The 15,349-nt window shown below is 42.5% G+C and carries 17 protein-coding genes and 1 pseudogene; 9 read left to right on the top strand and 9 right to left on the bottom strand.

The features are described 5' to 3' along the window. The first annotated feature begins 514 nt into the window (after positions 1–514). Positions 515–1,494 (top strand): annotated as a pseudogene (locus LOZ91_RS12710) (MBL fold metallo-hydrolase). A 77-nt stretch (positions 1,495–1,571) separates the two neighbouring features. Here the strand turns inward: LOZ91_RS12710 and LOZ91_RS12715 are convergent. Both LOZ91_RS12715 and LOZ91_RS12720 read right to left on the bottom strand, forming a co-directional pair. After that, positions 1,572–2,195 (bottom strand): LysE family translocator, encoded by a 624-nt coding sequence (locus tag LOZ91_RS12715; protein WP_005097872.1) that lies wholly within the window; start codon positions 2,193–2,195, stop codon positions 1,572–1,574. Between the two features lie 103 nt (positions 2,196–2,298). Continuing rightward, positions 2,299–2,481, bottom strand: a complete 183-nt coding sequence (locus LOZ91_RS12720) for an NF038215 family lipoprotein (RefSeq protein ID WP_005169654.1) — start codon at positions 2,479–2,481, stop codon at positions 2,299–2,301. 180 nt (positions 2,482–2,661) lie between these two features. Between LOZ91_RS12720 and LOZ91_RS12725 the strand changes: the two genes are divergently transcribed. After that, positions 2,662–3,543 (top strand): pyridoxal-phosphate dependent enzyme, encoded by an 882-nt coding sequence (locus LOZ91_RS12725; RefSeq protein ID WP_100534917.1) that lies wholly within the window; start codon positions 2,662–2,664, stop codon positions 3,541–3,543. On the opposite strand, the gene LOZ91_RS12730 is transcribed toward LOZ91_RS12725, so the two are convergent. After that, positions 3,540–3,863: a hypothetical protein gene (locus LOZ91_RS12730; RefSeq protein ID WP_005169649.1), complete on the bottom strand. Its 324-nt coding sequence runs from the start codon at positions 3,861–3,863 to the stop codon at positions 3,540–3,542. The two genes, LOZ91_RS12725 and LOZ91_RS12730, sit on opposite strands and share 4 nt — an antisense overlap. Before the next feature lie 191 nt (positions 3,864–4,054). Here LOZ91_RS12730 and LOZ91_RS12735 point away from each other — a divergent pair, with 191 nt between their 5' ends. Continuing rightward, complete coding sequence (locus tag LOZ91_RS12735) at positions 4,055–5,254, top strand: NAD(P)/FAD-dependent oxidoreductase (RefSeq protein ID WP_100358011.1); 1,200 nt, start codon at positions 4,055–4,057, stop codon at positions 5,252–5,254. A 29-nt stretch (positions 5,255–5,283) separates the two neighbouring features. Here the strand turns inward: LOZ91_RS12735 and LOZ91_RS12740 are convergent, their stop codons facing one another. From LOZ91_RS12740 to LOZ91_RS12755, 4 genes are all read right to left on the bottom strand, one after another. Further along, entirely contained in the window at positions 5,284–5,436 is a 153-nt protein-coding gene (locus LOZ91_RS12740; RefSeq protein WP_167381268.1) for a hypothetical protein, read from the bottom strand. Positions 5,437–5,561: 125 nt separating this feature from the next. Then, complete coding sequence (locus tag LOZ91_RS12745; protein WP_005097883.1) at positions 5,562–5,729, bottom strand: hypothetical protein; 168 nt, start codon at positions 5,727–5,729, stop codon at positions 5,562–5,564. Between the two features lie 68 nt (positions 5,730–5,797). After that, on the bottom strand, positions 5,798–7,738 hold the full coding sequence (locus LOZ91_RS12750) for a mechanosensitive ion channel (protein ID WP_244783331.1): 1,941 nt from the start codon (positions 7,736–7,738) through the stop codon (positions 5,798–5,800). A 203-nt stretch (positions 7,739–7,941) separates the two neighbouring features. Next, positions 7,942–8,247 carry a hypothetical protein gene (locus LOZ91_RS12755; RefSeq protein ID WP_005097890.1) on the bottom strand — a complete coding sequence of 102 codons (306 nt, stop codon included), beginning with the start codon at positions 8,245–8,247 and terminating at the stop codon, positions 7,942–7,944. Positions 8,248–8,814: 567 nt separating this feature from the next. Here LOZ91_RS12755 and LOZ91_RS12760 point away from each other — a divergent pair. The 5 genes from LOZ91_RS12760 to LOZ91_RS12780 all read left to right on the top strand — a co-directional run bounded on the left by LOZ91_RS12760 (position 8,815) and on the right by LOZ91_RS12780 (position 12,689). Further along, positions 8,815–9,237: a hypothetical protein gene (locus LOZ91_RS12760; RefSeq protein ID WP_005097893.1), complete on the top strand. Its 423-nt coding sequence runs from the start codon at positions 8,815–8,817 to the stop codon at positions 9,235–9,237. Positions 9,238–9,530: 293 nt separating this feature from the next. Then, positions 9,531–10,463 (top strand): transporter substrate-binding domain-containing protein, encoded by a 933-nt coding sequence (locus tag LOZ91_RS12765; protein ID WP_005097894.1) that lies wholly within the window; start codon positions 9,531–9,533, stop codon positions 10,461–10,463. A 59-nt stretch (positions 10,464–10,522) separates the two neighbouring features. Next, on the top strand, positions 10,523–11,266 hold the full coding sequence (locus tag LOZ91_RS12770) for an amino acid ABC transporter permease (RefSeq protein ID WP_244783332.1): 744 nt from the start codon (positions 10,523–10,525) through the stop codon (positions 11,264–11,266). Next, complete coding sequence (locus LOZ91_RS12775) at positions 11,266–11,949, top strand: ABC transporter permease subunit (RefSeq protein ID WP_005169642.1); 684 nt, start codon at positions 11,266–11,268, stop codon at positions 11,947–11,949. The genes LOZ91_RS12770 and LOZ91_RS12775 overlap by 1 nt, the downstream gene beginning before the upstream one ends. Before the next feature lie 14 nt (positions 11,950–11,963). After that, a complete protein-coding gene (locus LOZ91_RS12780; protein WP_171063342.1) occupies positions 11,964–12,689 on the top strand; it encodes an amino acid ABC transporter ATP-binding protein in 726 nt (241 codons plus the stop codon). 71 nt (positions 12,690–12,760) lie between these two features. Here LOZ91_RS12780 and LOZ91_RS12785 read toward each other — a convergent pair whose 3' ends face one another. Continuing rightward, positions 12,761–13,522, bottom strand: a complete 762-nt coding sequence (locus tag LOZ91_RS12785) for a ferredoxin--NADP reductase (protein WP_100329147.1) — start codon at positions 13,520–13,522, stop codon at positions 12,761–12,763. Between the two features lie 85 nt (positions 13,523–13,607). Between LOZ91_RS12785 and gigC the strand changes: the two genes are divergently transcribed. Next, a complete protein-coding gene (gigC, locus tag LOZ91_RS12790; RefSeq protein ID WP_005169640.1) occupies positions 13,608–14,486 on the top strand; it encodes a LysR family transcriptional regulator GigC in 879 nt (292 codons plus the stop codon). A 41-nt stretch (positions 14,487–14,527) separates the two neighbouring features. On the opposite strand, the gene LOZ91_RS12795 is transcribed toward gigC, so the two are convergent. Next, positions 14,528–15,256 carry a cold shock domain-containing protein gene (locus LOZ91_RS12795; RefSeq protein WP_244783333.1) on the bottom strand — a complete coding sequence of 243 codons (729 nt, stop codon included), beginning with the start codon at positions 15,254–15,256 and terminating at the stop codon, positions 14,528–14,530. Positions 15,257–15,349: the final 93 nt, after the last annotated feature.

Below are 15,349 nucleotides of genomic sequence, written 5' to 3' on the forward strand. Positions count from 1 at the left end.
CCTGACAAAAGTAAATAGGAAATATACTTTGATGGTTATTAATGTTTTTTCTAGAAAATCTCATAATAAAACCTTCATACGATCATAAAAAAGCCTCTATCTCTAGAGGCTTTTTTATTGCTGGGTCACTTAGCCTTGCAACACAAATTCCCAAATCACATAGCCCAGTCCAAAACCAAGTAGTGAATATAAGGTAATAATGAAAAATACAAAGCTGGCATTGTTTTTTCTTTTCCAAAAACTCATCGCGACACCCAAAGCTTGTTCGTAATACCCTATGTTAACGAGCTTTTAATAAAAAGTGAAATACATCTAAGCATTTTATTTATAATAATATTTTTACAAAAAACACATTCTTTACTTTCAAAAAATCAATATACAGATTCACACTGAATTTTTAGTACAGATGCTAAATCGCCATTTCGATTTAAAAAAATAGTAAATATATTCATATTCTTTTTTATCAATATCCATGCTAATACATAGAGTTGACTTTAATTACATAAGAATAGCCATGAAATACCTCAGCTCTTCTCTTGTCGGATCACTCCTTGCTTTAGGTTCATTGGCAGGTATTCCCCAACACACGCACAAACGCCTTCCACTTTAGAACAACAAAAACAGGTTCCCGGATATTATCAATACAGCTTTGGAGATTACCAGATTACTGCCCTGCTGGATGGCACCAATTATTTAGCCAAAGCCTTGTTTAAGGATATTCCTGAAGCAGAAGTGAATCAGATTTTAAAAAAATATTATGTTGACCAAAGCAAAGGCATCCAGACCTCCGTCAATGCTTTCCTGGTAAATACAGGCAAAGAACTGGTCTTGGTGGATAGCGGTGCTTCTAGCTGTAATGGGCCAAACTTTGGGTCTATTTATTCAAATTTACAGGCATCTGGACAAAAGCCTGAGCAAGTCAATACGATCTTATTAACGCATTTACATCCTGATCATGTTTGCGGCATCAGTAATAACGGCGTTGCCAATTTTGCCAATGCGAATATTTATGTATCGCGAGCCGAACTGGATTTCTGGATGAATCCTAAAAGTGTAGAAAAATTACCAAAAGCAAAACAGGCCGGTTTTTTGGGTACAGTCGATAAAATCAAGAAAGCCATCGCACCTTATCAGGCCAAAGGTCAGTTAAAGACCTTTAAGGCTAGCGATAAAATCCATGGTTTTGAGGTGATCAGTTCAGCTGGGCATACACTGGGACATTTTGGTTTTAGCTTAAAATCACAAGGTCAGGAAATGATATTTATTGGGGATATTGTACATTCCCATACCATTCAGTTTGATCGTCCACAGACTGCTATAGATTTTGATATCGATCCGAAAAAAGCGGTTGAAACCCGCTTAAAGTATTTTGCGGAATATGCAAAGAATGGCCAGACGGTGGCAGCACCACATTTACCATTTCCGGGAATTGGGCATGTCTATTCTAAAGATGTTAAAAGCTATCAATGGATTCCCGTACATTTTAAAGATTAATTTCAAATGATTAGCCGTCCCTTGGAAAGCTAGTAAGAATGATCACTTTCCAAGGATGAGGACTTCAACTGTTGAAACTATTTCATTCCGAAAATAAGTTTTAATCCGAGCACGGTCATCACCGCACCTGCTGCACGGTCAAACAATGCCTTAAACTTTAAATATACACGGCGTGGCTTTTCAGCAGAAAGTGCGACAGCCACCAGTGAGCACCAGCCAGCATCAATAAAAAAACATAAAATGGGCAAAGCAAAATAGAAATAGTTCGGAATTTCTTTTGGTAATAAGGCGGTAAAAATACTGGCCAGCACAATCGCAATTTTTGGATTCGACAACTGCGTGATTAAACCTGTGGTAAAAGCGCGACGTAAAGACATCTGTTTGGTAATGCTCGAATCTGCCTCAATCGGATCTTTGGCATGCTTAATAATTTTAAAAGCCAGCCAAAGTAAATATAGACCCCCACAAATTTTTAAGGCCAGATAAGCCGACGGCACAGCCAGCAAAAATGCCTGCAAACCCAGTACTGCCAGCAAACCGAAAATTGCTGCACCTAGACCAGTTCCCAGTGCAGTAAATAAACCATGTTTACGTGAAATCGCAATTGAATTTTTTGCCACATAAATAGAAGTCGGCCCGGGACTCATTGCACCTAACATCAGGGCAACAGCAATTGAGCCTAAAATCCAGAATGATTCCACGAGATAACCTGACTTAAAAATTGAAGGATTATTTTAAGCAAAAACCGGATGATTTGCTTTAAAAATTTCAGTATTGGTCAGGAATTTTAGTTACTGTAATGACTTACTGTTTTAACTGATCCTGAGCAATAAATTGCGTGTCTAACAGTTGGTAATCCTGATCATGTACCGGTACACCACCAATAATCATGGTACGGGTCTCTGTTTTAGGTTTATTCATCGCATCATCACAACCCGACAAACTGAGCATTACACCAACCAAAACAGCATAGGACAATATTTTCATTATTCTACCCTCCTCAAGGGTTTCCTATGCTTAGATTAGCATTCCTGCTTAAATAATCAGCAAAATATTTGTGACATTCTGCGTCAATTTTTTATCTCATGCCTGAAAATGACTTATTCTCAATCCCTGATCTTTACTGCTTTCGCTATAATGGCCGAATAACTGACTGTGTTAATTTTTATGTTTGCAGAGATTGCCCAAAATATTCCCGATCAACAGATTAATTTTCACGATATTATTTTAACAATACGTCGTCTGGATCTGGTACATCCGCAAATTTCAGGCAACAAGTTTTTTAAACTGAAATACAATTTTCTGGAAGCACAAAGACAGGGTTATCGGCAGATTCTCAGCTTTGGTGGTGCGTATTCCAATCATATTGCGGCCACTGCATTTGCCGCACAGCAGTTTGGTTTTCAAAGTGTGGGGATTATTCGGGGTGAGGAGCTGGCCCATCGGCCACTCAATCCGACTTTAGCCACCGCACGGCAGTTGGGGATGCAGCTACATTTTGTCAGTCGTGAACACTATCGTCGCAAGCAACAGCCTGAGTATCTGGCCGAAATCGCACAACAATTTCCTGAGCATTATCTCATTCCTGAAGGTGGAACCAACGCTTTGGCCATTCAGGGCTGTCGGGAAATTTTAAGCCCGCAAGATGCTCAATTTGATGTGGTTTGCTGCGCAGTAGGCACTGGTGGAACCATCACCGGTCTGATCGAAGCCAGTCAGGCGCATCAGCAGGTTTTAGGATTTTCAGCGCTGCAAGGCTCATTTTTAAAAGATGAAGTCGCGCAACTAACCAGCAAAACCAACTGGACTATTCTGGATGATTATTGCTGTGGCGGCTATGCCAAAACCAGCACAGCCCTCATGCAGTTTATTCGGGATTTTGAAACCGAATTTGCCATTCCACTAGAGCAGGTCTATACCGCTAAAATGTTGATGGGCATCTTTGATTTGATTGAAAAAGATTATTTCCCAGCAGGATCTAGACTGCTGGTGATTCATAGCGGTGGGTTGCAAGGCCGTAACATGGATACTACTTCTACAATTGCTTAAGCCTGAATCGGTTGATTATTATTCAGCGCAATCATCCCTTTGACCAAGCGGTAGATATGCCAGATAAAGACCAAAAATATGATTAGAAATCCGATCAAGATCATAGTTAATAAGCCACCAACAATATAACCCAGCAAACTGACCCAGAAGGTTTTAATTTGCCAGTCCACATGACTTTCCAGCCAGGTGCCGCGCATTTCATCACGTTTAATATAGTTCATGATAATGGCTATAAATGGGGTCACACCCAGAAAAAACCCCAGAATATAAAGAATATAACTGATCAGGTTGTATTGTTTTAGATCCTCTGACGTTGCCATAAGCCCTGCCTTATTATTGTGATTTTTGTAAAACTGTACAAAAACTATGCATGATTTTAAGCCGACTTACAAATATTTTATGTTTAAACTCTAATACGGATTGGCAATCAGCCTGTTGATTGTTCAGGAATAGAGAAAGCGGAAATAAAATTGTCTATAATGCTTTCCTTTTGTTCTCCCTCGAGTGTTTTATGTCTTCCAAGCAATACGATGTTCTCGTCATAGGTGCCGGTGCTTCAGGTTTAATGACGGCGTATATGGCTGCACAACGTGGACGTAAAGTCGTAGTGGTGGAAAAAGCCAATAAAGTTGGCAAAAAAATCCTGATGTCTGGCGGCGGTAAATGTAATTTTACCAATCTGGAGGTCGAACCAAGCCATTATATTTCGCATAATCCACATTTCGTCATTTCAGCATTAACGCGTTATAGCAATTGGGACTTTATTGGCCTGGTCTGTGAATATGGTATTGCTTATGAAGAGCGCAAACATGGACAACTGTTTACCCTCAATGGTGCAAAAGATATTCTGTCGATGCTGTTGGCAGAATGTGACAAGACCGGTCTGGTCGATCTTAAAACCAGCTGCGAAGTAAAGGCAGTCAATCCGGTCGATGATCAAGGATTTCAAGTCGCTACATCACTTGGATATTTTGAGGTTGAATCTGTAGTAGTGGCATCCGGCGGCTTGTCCATCCCGACGCTGGGCGGTTCGGGCATTGGCTATGATATCGCAAAACAGTTTGGACATCATGTTTATCCAACCCGTGCCGGTTTGGTGCCCTTCACTTTCTCTGATGGATTTAAGGAGGTGACGACTCGTTTGAGTGGTAATGCCGTAGAAGCGACACTCTCCAATGAGCTCAACAGTTTCACCGAAGCACTGCTGTTTACCCATCGTGGTTTAAGTGGCCCAAGCTCCCTGCAATTGTCCAATTACTGGAATGTCGGTCAAAGCTTTCAAGTCGATTTCTTACCAAGTGTAGATTTGCTGGATTTCTTTAAAACCAAAAAACAAAGCCAGCCCAAAGTGTTATTGCGCACTTTACTCAATGAATTTTTACCGAAAAGTGTCGTGGCTGAATTACAGGGTCTAATCTGGACTGACGTCGCAGAAAACCCAATTGGCAATATCAGTGATAATCAACTGGAGCAGATTGCGACACGGCTGCATGGTTTTGAAGTGAAACCATCCGGAACAGAAGGCTACCGTACTGCGGAAGTGACTTTGGGTGGTGTGGATACCAGCGAGGTTTCTTCAAAAACCATGGAAAGTCAAAAGCAGAAAGGCCTGTATTTTATTGGTGAGGTGCTGGATGTTACCGGGCATTTGGGCGGCTATAATTTCCAATGGGCATGGTCATCCGCGCATGCCGCATCGGAATATGTTTAATCAATAGATCATCAAGACTGATATTTAGTTCATTCCAGATAATCTGTCTTAAACAGCTTGAGATTGGCCGTATTTCCTAAACGGTCAATCGTCAGCTGCATTTTTCGAGTGGCTTCTCGCAAATATAGCGGTGCTTCATCTGCTGAAGTGTTCTTGAATGTATATGATAGTGTTTGCCACATGATGTTGATCTCCCTTTTTTATATTTTTAATGCAAGAAGAATACCAAAATCATTTTAGTATTCACCTGAATATTATATATTTCTTAAAGGCCAAATTCTATTGTTTGTTATTCAGCAGAATTCTTTCAGTTAAATTCGTCTGTATCAGGTATTTTCCTATCCAGCGCTCGCTCTGACTGCTCGTCCTGTTTGCTCTTCACAAAAATAAATCGATAGGCCGCGGTAAAAAAGCCAATGGTAATTCCCGCGATAACCAAAGGAGCCAGAACTTTGTTGGGTTTCTTGCTATTCATTTATTTTTCCTCGTGACTGAAAAAAATCGACCACATGAGCGTGGCCGATTTTGGTTAAAAATGACAGGTTATTTCAGGTCATCTTTTTTCTGAGTGGAATGATTAAGATCTACATCAGGCTCTTTTTCTCCGGTTGAACCAAATGGATTATTGACTGGCGGATGAGTCGGATCGACTTTTACTGAATCAGGTACGGCTTGATCCGCATCCGGATCAATACCCAATGATTCATCATCCTGCGGTGCAGTGGTGAGGATTGCCGGTGTGGTATGCGATAAGTCCGTACTCATTGGCGTAGTACCCTCTGCGTCTGAATCTTGATTTGGCACAATACCTGCTCCTGGCGTAGTGGTTGAAGAATCAGCAGTACCGGTCATGTTTTGTGAACGGTCGGAGTATTGTCCCATTGATGTATCTGTAGAACCCATCCCCATCGCTGCACCTGTCGTGCCTGCCATGTCCGTTGTACTTGAAGTACTCTGAGTACCTAATCCTGAAAATATGCTGTTTTCAGCTTGATCTTTGACTGGATTCGGTTCTTTGGCTTCGCGTTTTGCTTTATCAATCAGATCTGTTAAAACTCGCTCCGCAGGCTGACGACCACCCAGACCAAAAGCCAGAGCAAATGCTACTGCGACAGCACCCAGCGTTAAACCAAATGCCAGGTTCACAATCGAGTCGGCAATACCCATGGCACGTAGACCCATGGCAACGACCAAGCCCATAATCAGGACACGCACCAGATTCGCTAACCAGCGTGAGCTGTTATATTCACCGCGTTGTACGATGTTCGCGACAATATTTGCCAGCCAGAAACCGATCACCAGAATCACGGCACCGAGCAAGATGTTGGCGCCGAAGTAAATAAACATCGCAATCAGGCCGCTCACCTGTTCAAAGCCGAGACGGTCTGCTGCTTCGGACACTGCAAATAACATGGTGAACAATACGATCAGATAACCGACCACACTCGAAAGTTTAGTGGTGCCTAAAAAACGCTGTACATCCAGTTTGGCAGGAATTTCATCAACACCTGTACCCGATACCACTTCAACCACCAGACGTGCGACCAGTTTAGAGACCACATAAGCCAGAATCAGAATTAAGGCAGCAGCAATAATATTCGGAATGGCATTCATGATTTCATACAGCATCGCCGTGGCAGGCTGAGAAATCGCTTCGACACCCAATGCTTCAAAAGCAATAATCAATGCAGTAATGATCACGACAGCGAAGATGAATGAACCAATCACCTGTGCCACATTGGAATTTTTGAAAATACCTACTTTTTCAGCTTGTTGTTGTACATTCAGACTGTTTAATAGGCCTTCAACAATACCGCGAACAATTTTTGCCAGAATATAACCGACAAAAATGATCACTGCAGCAATAAAGATATTTGGTAAGTAGCTTACGACATCAGTCAGCATATTCTGAACTGGTAACAACAGACCGTTGAGTCCCAGAATAGACAGTACGATTGGCAAGAACAGTAATAAAATTAACCAGTAAGCAATTTCACTGATGTTCTGACTAATGGGACTGACACCCACTTCAGCACTGAGTTTTTCGTCTAGTTGGGTTCGGTCAAGTAGCTTTTGTAGCCCTATTTTCACCAGGTTGGCGACAATCCATCCTATGAATCCGACTGCAATTGCACCTAGTAACTGCGGGATAAATAACAGGAATTGCTGAATCATATTACTGAAAGGACCACTGATACTGGTCAGGTTGAGTACATTCAGTGAACCAATTACGGCAATAATCAGAATAATCCAGAACACCACCCGGGCAATAATACTTTCGATATTAGAGCGATGGCCTGTTGCCGTATTTAAGTGTGTATTGGTTCCAAGTTTTTGCAAGACTTTCTTGACTGCTGCCGAAACCAGTAATGCAATGATCCAACCAATGACTAATATGGCAATTGCACTCAGAATGGGATGAAACTGATCCCAATAATACATGGCGTCGAAGCCGCCACGCGGACTTCTCATATAATCATTCATGTTGTTTTACCCTCTTTGTTATTAAGCTATTTATCTGAAATCGGGAGCCTATCCTTGAAACATTCAGCCCCTTCTTCTTTCGGATTCACCTTCAGATTTGATGTTTTTAGATTTAAACCAGCTAACTATCATTAGCTTAAACATCACAATATATTGCAAAAAAGCCCCAGTGGTTTCACTAGAGCTTTTGATATATGTCTGAGTTATCGAGCCGCCTGTGCATCATCTGTCGCAGTTGCTGTTGCTTCTGTTCCATCACCTAGCGTTGCAGTAGCTTCTGTAGGTTCACCGACTGGAGTCGTATTGTTTGGTGTCGCAGGTTGTACATTAGGGTTTGGATGTCCAGCAGGTGCATCATTTGCGTCTGGATTCATGTCAGCAAACATATAGAACAGTAATGCCAGTAAAAAGATACCTACCAAAATCAAGATATAAACAGGAATACGCTTTTTTTGCGTCACTGCTGTCTGATGATCTAAAGGTGGTTTTTTATTGAAATCATCGACCATAACCATCCTCACTCTTTGTTATTCATAAGTAGATTTTTAGCATAACAAGCAGTTAAAACAGCTTCTGTGACAAAACATGGTGAGATGGTGACGGGATGTAAGTTATATGTATGAATAATATTTAGAATAATCTTTAAGCAATCGTGCTCATTTTTAATTCACTGATCGCTACTGGTTGATGGTGAATGGGTTTAACTCAGTATTATCCTGCTATTCATTTTCCCCTCATGTGAATGACATAGAAAATTACTGGCAGATCAACACATCTAATCGCTTGAATAATTGCAACACTATTCGCTTAAACCTTCTTATAGAGCTATATAAAGCGTATCAGAAAAGAAAAAGGCTCTATAATCAATCTGATAATGAGGTTTAGCTTCTCCATTCTTTTCCAATCCCAGTTTGCTTGAGTTGCCTGAGTGGTATGCAGTCCTTTGAAATTCAAGAGCTTCAGTACGCGACCTCAGGGCAGAACCAACACTAAAATTTGCGCTAAACAATAGCACTGCTCAGTTTCTATAAAATGGGCTATAATGTGTCCCTCATTTTTTTATTTCATCGAGCTCTATGGCGTATCGTCAACAAAGTGTATCGTTGGATCTTGACACTGATGTCACCCACCAATGCACTTTGCATCATACTCGCGATCAGCATCTGATCGGGATTATCGAATTCAGTAAACCGAGTTTTGCACTGCGCTGGCAAGACCTGGAGTATTTCCGTCGTCGTACTGAAGAGTTTTCCGTGATGCCTTTCCCGGACTGTGTCAACGCAATGATTATCGATATCCGAGATGTAACAGCATGGCTTGACAATGAAGTGCCAATTATTCCATGGCGTTTATTGGAAGAGGATTGTCCGGTACGCTTAGTCGTCCCTGCGGATCGTCTTGAGCATTACGCTGGATTCTTTGAACCGACCTGGCTCAGTTCCGATGTCGAAACGGCCATTCAAGAAATTCGTGAATCGATGGATATGTTTGTGCATTAAGCTTGAACCGATAAAAAAACCTCCAGTTTGGAGGTTTTTTTATGACTTTTTCTTTCTTATGCTTGTAGTTCAATCTCTTTATTTATTTGCATTCCTTTGAGCATCTCGCAGATTTCCTTTTCTGATTCAGTAACATTTCAGCAATAAATTCAGCTTGAGTCATGCTTGAATCATCAACTAAGATGAATATAAACGAATACTTAGACTTTATAGCAATAATCAGAATATTGTCTTAGCAGCGCCTGAAAACGGGCGTACTCATAATAATTGAAAATGAAAAATGGAGTTTCACGATGAAAGCAAAGACTCAATTCGCTACGCTGCTGTGTGCCAGTGCCCTGACCTTGGGACTGAGTGCCTGTAGTGATAATCAGGCACCAAGCAATCAGCAAGGCAGCCAGAATACTTCTGGCACGCTCAATAAGATCAAACAGTCCGGCACGATTGTATTAGGTTATCGTGACTCCTCGATTCCATTTTCTTATATCGCTGACAATCCGAATCAGCCGGTCGGCTATGCCCATGACCTGCAACTAAAAGTGGTCGAAGCCGTCAAACAAAAGCTGAATCTTCCTGATTTAAAAATCCGCTACAACCTGGTGACCAGCCAGAACCGGATTCCACTGGTCTCCAACGGTACGGTTGATCTGGAATGTGGCTCGACGACGAATAATAAGGAACGCCAGCAACAGGTCGATTTCTCTGTTGGCTTTTTTCAAGTAGGTTCCCGTCTATTAACCGCAACCAATTCTGGTATTCAAGATTTTAGCGATCTGAAAGGCAAAAAACTGGTGACCACTGCCGGCACCACATCGGAACGCTATATTCGTCAGCATGAAAAAGAATTGGGCCTTGGTGAAATTATTTCGACCAAAGACCATGCAGAATCCTTTTTAATGCTGCAAAGTGGCCGTGCTGCTGCATTTATGATGGATGACATTTTACTGGCGGGAGAAAAATCCAAGGCTAAAAATCCGCAACAATGGCACATTGTGGGTACAGCGCCCATCAATGAAATCTATGGCTGTATGTTACGTAAGGGAGACCCCGAATTTAAGCAGGTGGTAGATGACGCGATTAAAGCCACATATAGCTCCGGTGAAATCAATAGCATGTACCAGAAATGGTTCCAGTCGCCGATTCCACCGAAAAATATCAATCTGAACTTTGCCATGTCTGATGACTTGAAGGCCCTGATCAGCACCCCGCATGACCGCGATCAATAGATTCTGAATCTTATTCATCTGCTTAAGCATCATCTGTTTAAGCCCATTTTGGAGTGATCATGAATTACAGCTGGAATTGGGGTGTCTTATTACAACCGACCGGGATTGGTGATAGCACCTATCTCAACTGGATCATGACTGGCCTCGGCTGGTTAGCGGTCATTGCGATTGTAGCCTGGTCGATTGCCATGCTCTTGGGTAGCCTGCTGGGCATCATGCGCACCTTGTCCAGCCCAACGGCCCGGGCGATTGGTAGTGCTTATGTCACCATTTTTCGGAATGTGCCTTTACTGATCCAGTTATTTATCTGGTTCTATGTGGTTCCGAATTTTCTGCCGAACAGCATTCAAAGCTGGTGGATCAATGATCTGGGAGCCAATACCACGGCGCTGATTTCAGCCAGTATTGGTTTGGGACTGTTTACCGCAGCGCGGGTTTGTGAGCAGGTGCGTACCGGGATTGAAGCCATTCCACCCGGGCAGATCAATGCCGGCTATGCCGTGGGGTTTAGCACCACACAATTATATCGCTATGTGATTTTACCGCAGTCTTTTCGCATGATCTTACCCCCCTTAAGTTCTGAACTGACCAACTGTGTCAAGAACACCTCGGTGGCCTCACTGGTCGGGGTTGCGGAACTCATTTCCCAGATGAAAACCATCAGCGAATATACGCAAAATACCATTGAGATTTACACCTATGTCACCCTGATTTTTATCCTGATCAATGTCTGCCTGATTGGCTTGATGAACTTTCTGGAAAAGCGCCTTCAGGTGCCCGGTCTGATTGCGGGGACTAAATAATGGAATGGTTCACTGCATTTTTTCAGGATTTACAATTATCCGCACCTGCCCTATGGCATGGTCTGAGCATTACTTTAAAAGTCTTATTTTTTGCCACCATTGGCGGGGTCTTTATTGGCACCTTACTGGCATTGATGCGGCTGTCTTCAATCAAGGTGTTGAACTGGATTGCCAAGGGTTATGTCAACCTGTTCCGTTCAATTCCCCTGCTGTTGGTACTGATGTGGTTCTACTTCGCTGTGCCTTTTATCTATACTGGGGTGACTGGAAAATATCTGACCGTGGATACGGCACTGGTGTCCAGTATTGTGGCTTTTATGCTGTTTGAAGCCGCCTATTTTTCCGAAATTGTCCGTGCCGGAATCCAGTCTATTCCTAAGGGACAAACAGATGCGGCCTCTGCCCTCGGCATGAGCTATGGCCAGTCCATGCGCCTGATTGTACTGCCTCAGGCCTTTCGCAAAATGACACCGCTATTATTACAACAGACCATTATTTTGTTTCAGGATTCCACCATGGTGTATGCAATTGGCCTGTTGGACTTTTTTCGCACCAATTATGTGCGTGGTGACCTGATGGGCTTACTCACCCAATATATTATTTTTGCCGGTTTGGTCTATTTCACCATCAGTATGATCGCCACCTATATTGTTAAAAAATTACAGCAGAGGTTAACTGTATGAACGAAGCCAAAGTCATGATTGACCTCCAGCATGTCAGTAAATGGTATAAAGATTTTCAGGTACTGACCGACTGCACCACCCAGATTCGGCAAGGTGAAGTGGTGGTGGTTTGTGGTCCTTCTGGTTCAGGAAAATCCACCCTGATTAAAACTGTCAATGGTCTGGAACCTGTTCAGCAAGGCAGTATTCTGGTCGATGGAATTAAAATTAATGATCCGAAAACCAATTTAAATAAACTAAGAAGTCGCGTGGGCATGGTGTTTCAGCATTTTGAATTGTTCCCGCATCTCAGTATTACTGAAAATCTGAGCATTGCCCAGATCAAGGTATTGGGTCGTTCTGAAGCCGAAGCCAAACAGAAAGGGCTTGCCTATCTGGATCGGGTCGGCTTAAGTGCACAGGCCAATAAATTCCCGGCACAACTTTCTGGCGGACAACAGCAACGTGTCGCGATTGCTCGTGCGCTGAGCATGGATCCGATTGCCATGTTGTTTGATGAACCAACTTCTGCGCTTGACCCTGAAATGATTAATGAGGTTCTCGATGTCATGGTCGGTCTGGCCAAAGAAGGCATGACCATGATGTGTGTCACCCACGAAATGGGCTTTGCCCGACAGGTTGCCAACCGGGTCATCTTTATGGATCAGGGAAAAATTGTGGAAGATTGCAGTAAAGATGATTTCTTTAATACAGCGCGTGGTGAGCGTGCCCAGCAATTCCTGAACAAGATTCTGCACTAAGCTGTCATTATTCACCTTGCAGATAAAAAAGCTCATCCAAGGATGAGCTTTTGACAATCAGCAATTCAGACTTACCAATAATTCTCGACTGCAATATTGCCTTCACCACGCCGGTTCATGATCAGGCCACGGGCTTTTAAGGCTTCTTTGGTATCATCGACCATTTCCGGGTTACCGCAAAGCATGACATGGGTGGTTTGCGGATTGAGCTGCATACCTGCGGCTTTTTCCAGCTCGCCATTGGCAATCAGCACCGGTAAGCGGTCGTGCAAAGGTGCATCAGGCTCACGGGTAATAATCGGAATAAATTTAAATCCGCTATGTCCTTCGCCAAAGGTTTCGGCAATTTCCTGAATCCGTTCCACATAAGCGAGTTCAGCCCGGCTACGCACGCTATATACCAGATTGATTTTTTCGTATTTGCTCCAGGTTTCAAAGTCTTGCAACATACACAGAAACGGTGCCAGACCAGTTCCAGTGCCCAGTAACCACAAGTCTTTGGGCAAGGGCAACTGATAACGGGCCAGCGTCAGATAACCATACGGAATTTTTTCCAGAAACAGCTCATCCCCTACTTTAAGGTGCTGTAAATTGGAGGTAAATTTACCTTCTGGAACCACAATCGAAAAAAACTCCAGAGTTTCATCAAAAGGAGATGACACCACCGAATAGGCACGAACCACTAGTTCATCTCCCACTTGCAGGCCAATACGCGCAAATTGCCCCGCAGTGAATTTGAAGTGTGCCGGGCGTGTCATGGTGAAACTGAATAATGTATTGGTCCAGCGGTGTACAGATAAAACTTTTTCTTGGCTAAATTTTTCAATTGACATGATTTCAACGTGGCATGAAAGACTGTGCTCATGGTAGCATGGCAATATAATTTATTAATATTTTTTAAATGTTAAGGCTCTACTCATGCGCATGACTTTACGCCAATTGGCTGTTTTTGTAGCAGTGGCACAAGAGGGTACCGTAACGAAGGCTAGCGATGCCGTCAAACTTACTCAAAGTGCGGCTAGTATGGCTTTAGCAGATCTGGAAGATGGTCTGGGTGCTCCATTATTTGACCGTCTAGGCAAACGTTTACAGCTCAATGACCTAGGGCGCTTTCTTCTCCCTCAAGCGCTGGAAATTTTAGGTCGATGCGAATCTTTTGAACAGGTTGCGAAAGGTGAGCTTCAAAGTATCGATTTACGTTTAGGTGCAACCCTGACCATTTCAGATTACCTGATTCCTGACCTGATGGCCGATTTTCTAAAAATTCAGCCTCAAGCGCATTTACAGCTGCAAGTTGGTAATACCCGTCAAATGATTGAAGCGGTGAATCAGTTCCAGCTAGATCTGGCCTTGATCGAAGGCTCCTGTCATCTGCCACAACTGCAATGTATCCATTGGCGCGATGATGAGCTCGCGGTGTGCTGTGCACCGGATCATCCCCTAGCGCAATTGAACCGTGAGCTGACCGCGGAAGATTTCAAATCTGTAGAGTGGATTCTGCGCGAAGAAGGTTCAGGTACTCGCGAAGTATTCGACAATGCCATTTTGAAAGATGTGCCGGATGCCAATATCCGTCTGACACTTGGCCATAATGAAGCAATTTTGAAAATCGTAGCAGGCGGAATCGGCATGTCCTGTATTTCCAAACTTGCGATTGAGCCTTTACGCGAGAAAGGTCAACTGGTGATTCTCAATACTCCGTTCTGGTCTTTAACGCGTCCATTGTTTATGCTGGTACATCGCCAGAAATATCAGGGGCCAGGCCTGAGAGCCTTTATGAATTTCTGTGAAGCTTAAATTTTTTTTTCAATCAAAAAGCACCTTAAGGTGCTTTTTTATTACCATCGTGAATCATTTTCACAGGGTTCACCATCGCCATCACCATCCATTTTAGTATTGGGACAGTTATGAACGAAAAATAATGCCTCCTCATAAGAACCCATCTGGCTACAATGTTCTCTTCCATCACATTTAAATTGAGACACAGATGGCGAAGCCGTTTCTGGAGTTTTCAGATTAACCGGGTTACTTTGGCTTGGTACCTCAGTACCGCGATTTTCGAGGTTCTTTCTGCCCTGCTCAGATAATCCCTCCATAGCTAAATCACCTTGTGCCGCTCGCTGCTCAACTACGATTCGTTGCTGCTCTACCATCAGTTGTTCAAGCTTCTGCTGTTTTTGAACTTGGTAGCTTTGGTATTTGTTATAAACAAGCCCAACAAGAATCGCAATAATAATTAGTCCCGATATTGTGATTAGTTTGGATCGAGTTGATGATTTTGTCTTTTCATAACGTGGAGAAACATGTACTTCAGGATCTTCATATAAATCATTATTCTGCTTAATAACCAATTTTGATTTAATATCCAGCCGGACAATATGGTCTGCCTTAAACTTTCCATTATCTTCAACCATTAAAAACTTTAATTTTTCCCCAATTTTTAGTGGAATATTTTGATTGGGAAAGTCTTTAATGTGAAAAAATAAGTCTTTAGATTCCCCTTCGATTTGAATAAAACCAAAACCACGTGCTTCGTGATAGGTTTTGATTTTCCCCTCTTGAAACATAATTCACTCTTGTCTTTGATATTTTTAATAATTGTAATAAAAAATACATCAAAAAGCTTTTATGAAATTCTTTAATAGAAAAACCAAAAAAGC

Source organism: Acinetobacter sp. F-1 (genome assembly GCF_022869025.1).
GTDB classification, from domain to species: domain Bacteria; phylum Pseudomonadota; class Gammaproteobacteria; order Pseudomonadales; family Moraxellaceae; genus Acinetobacter; species Acinetobacter pseudolwoffii.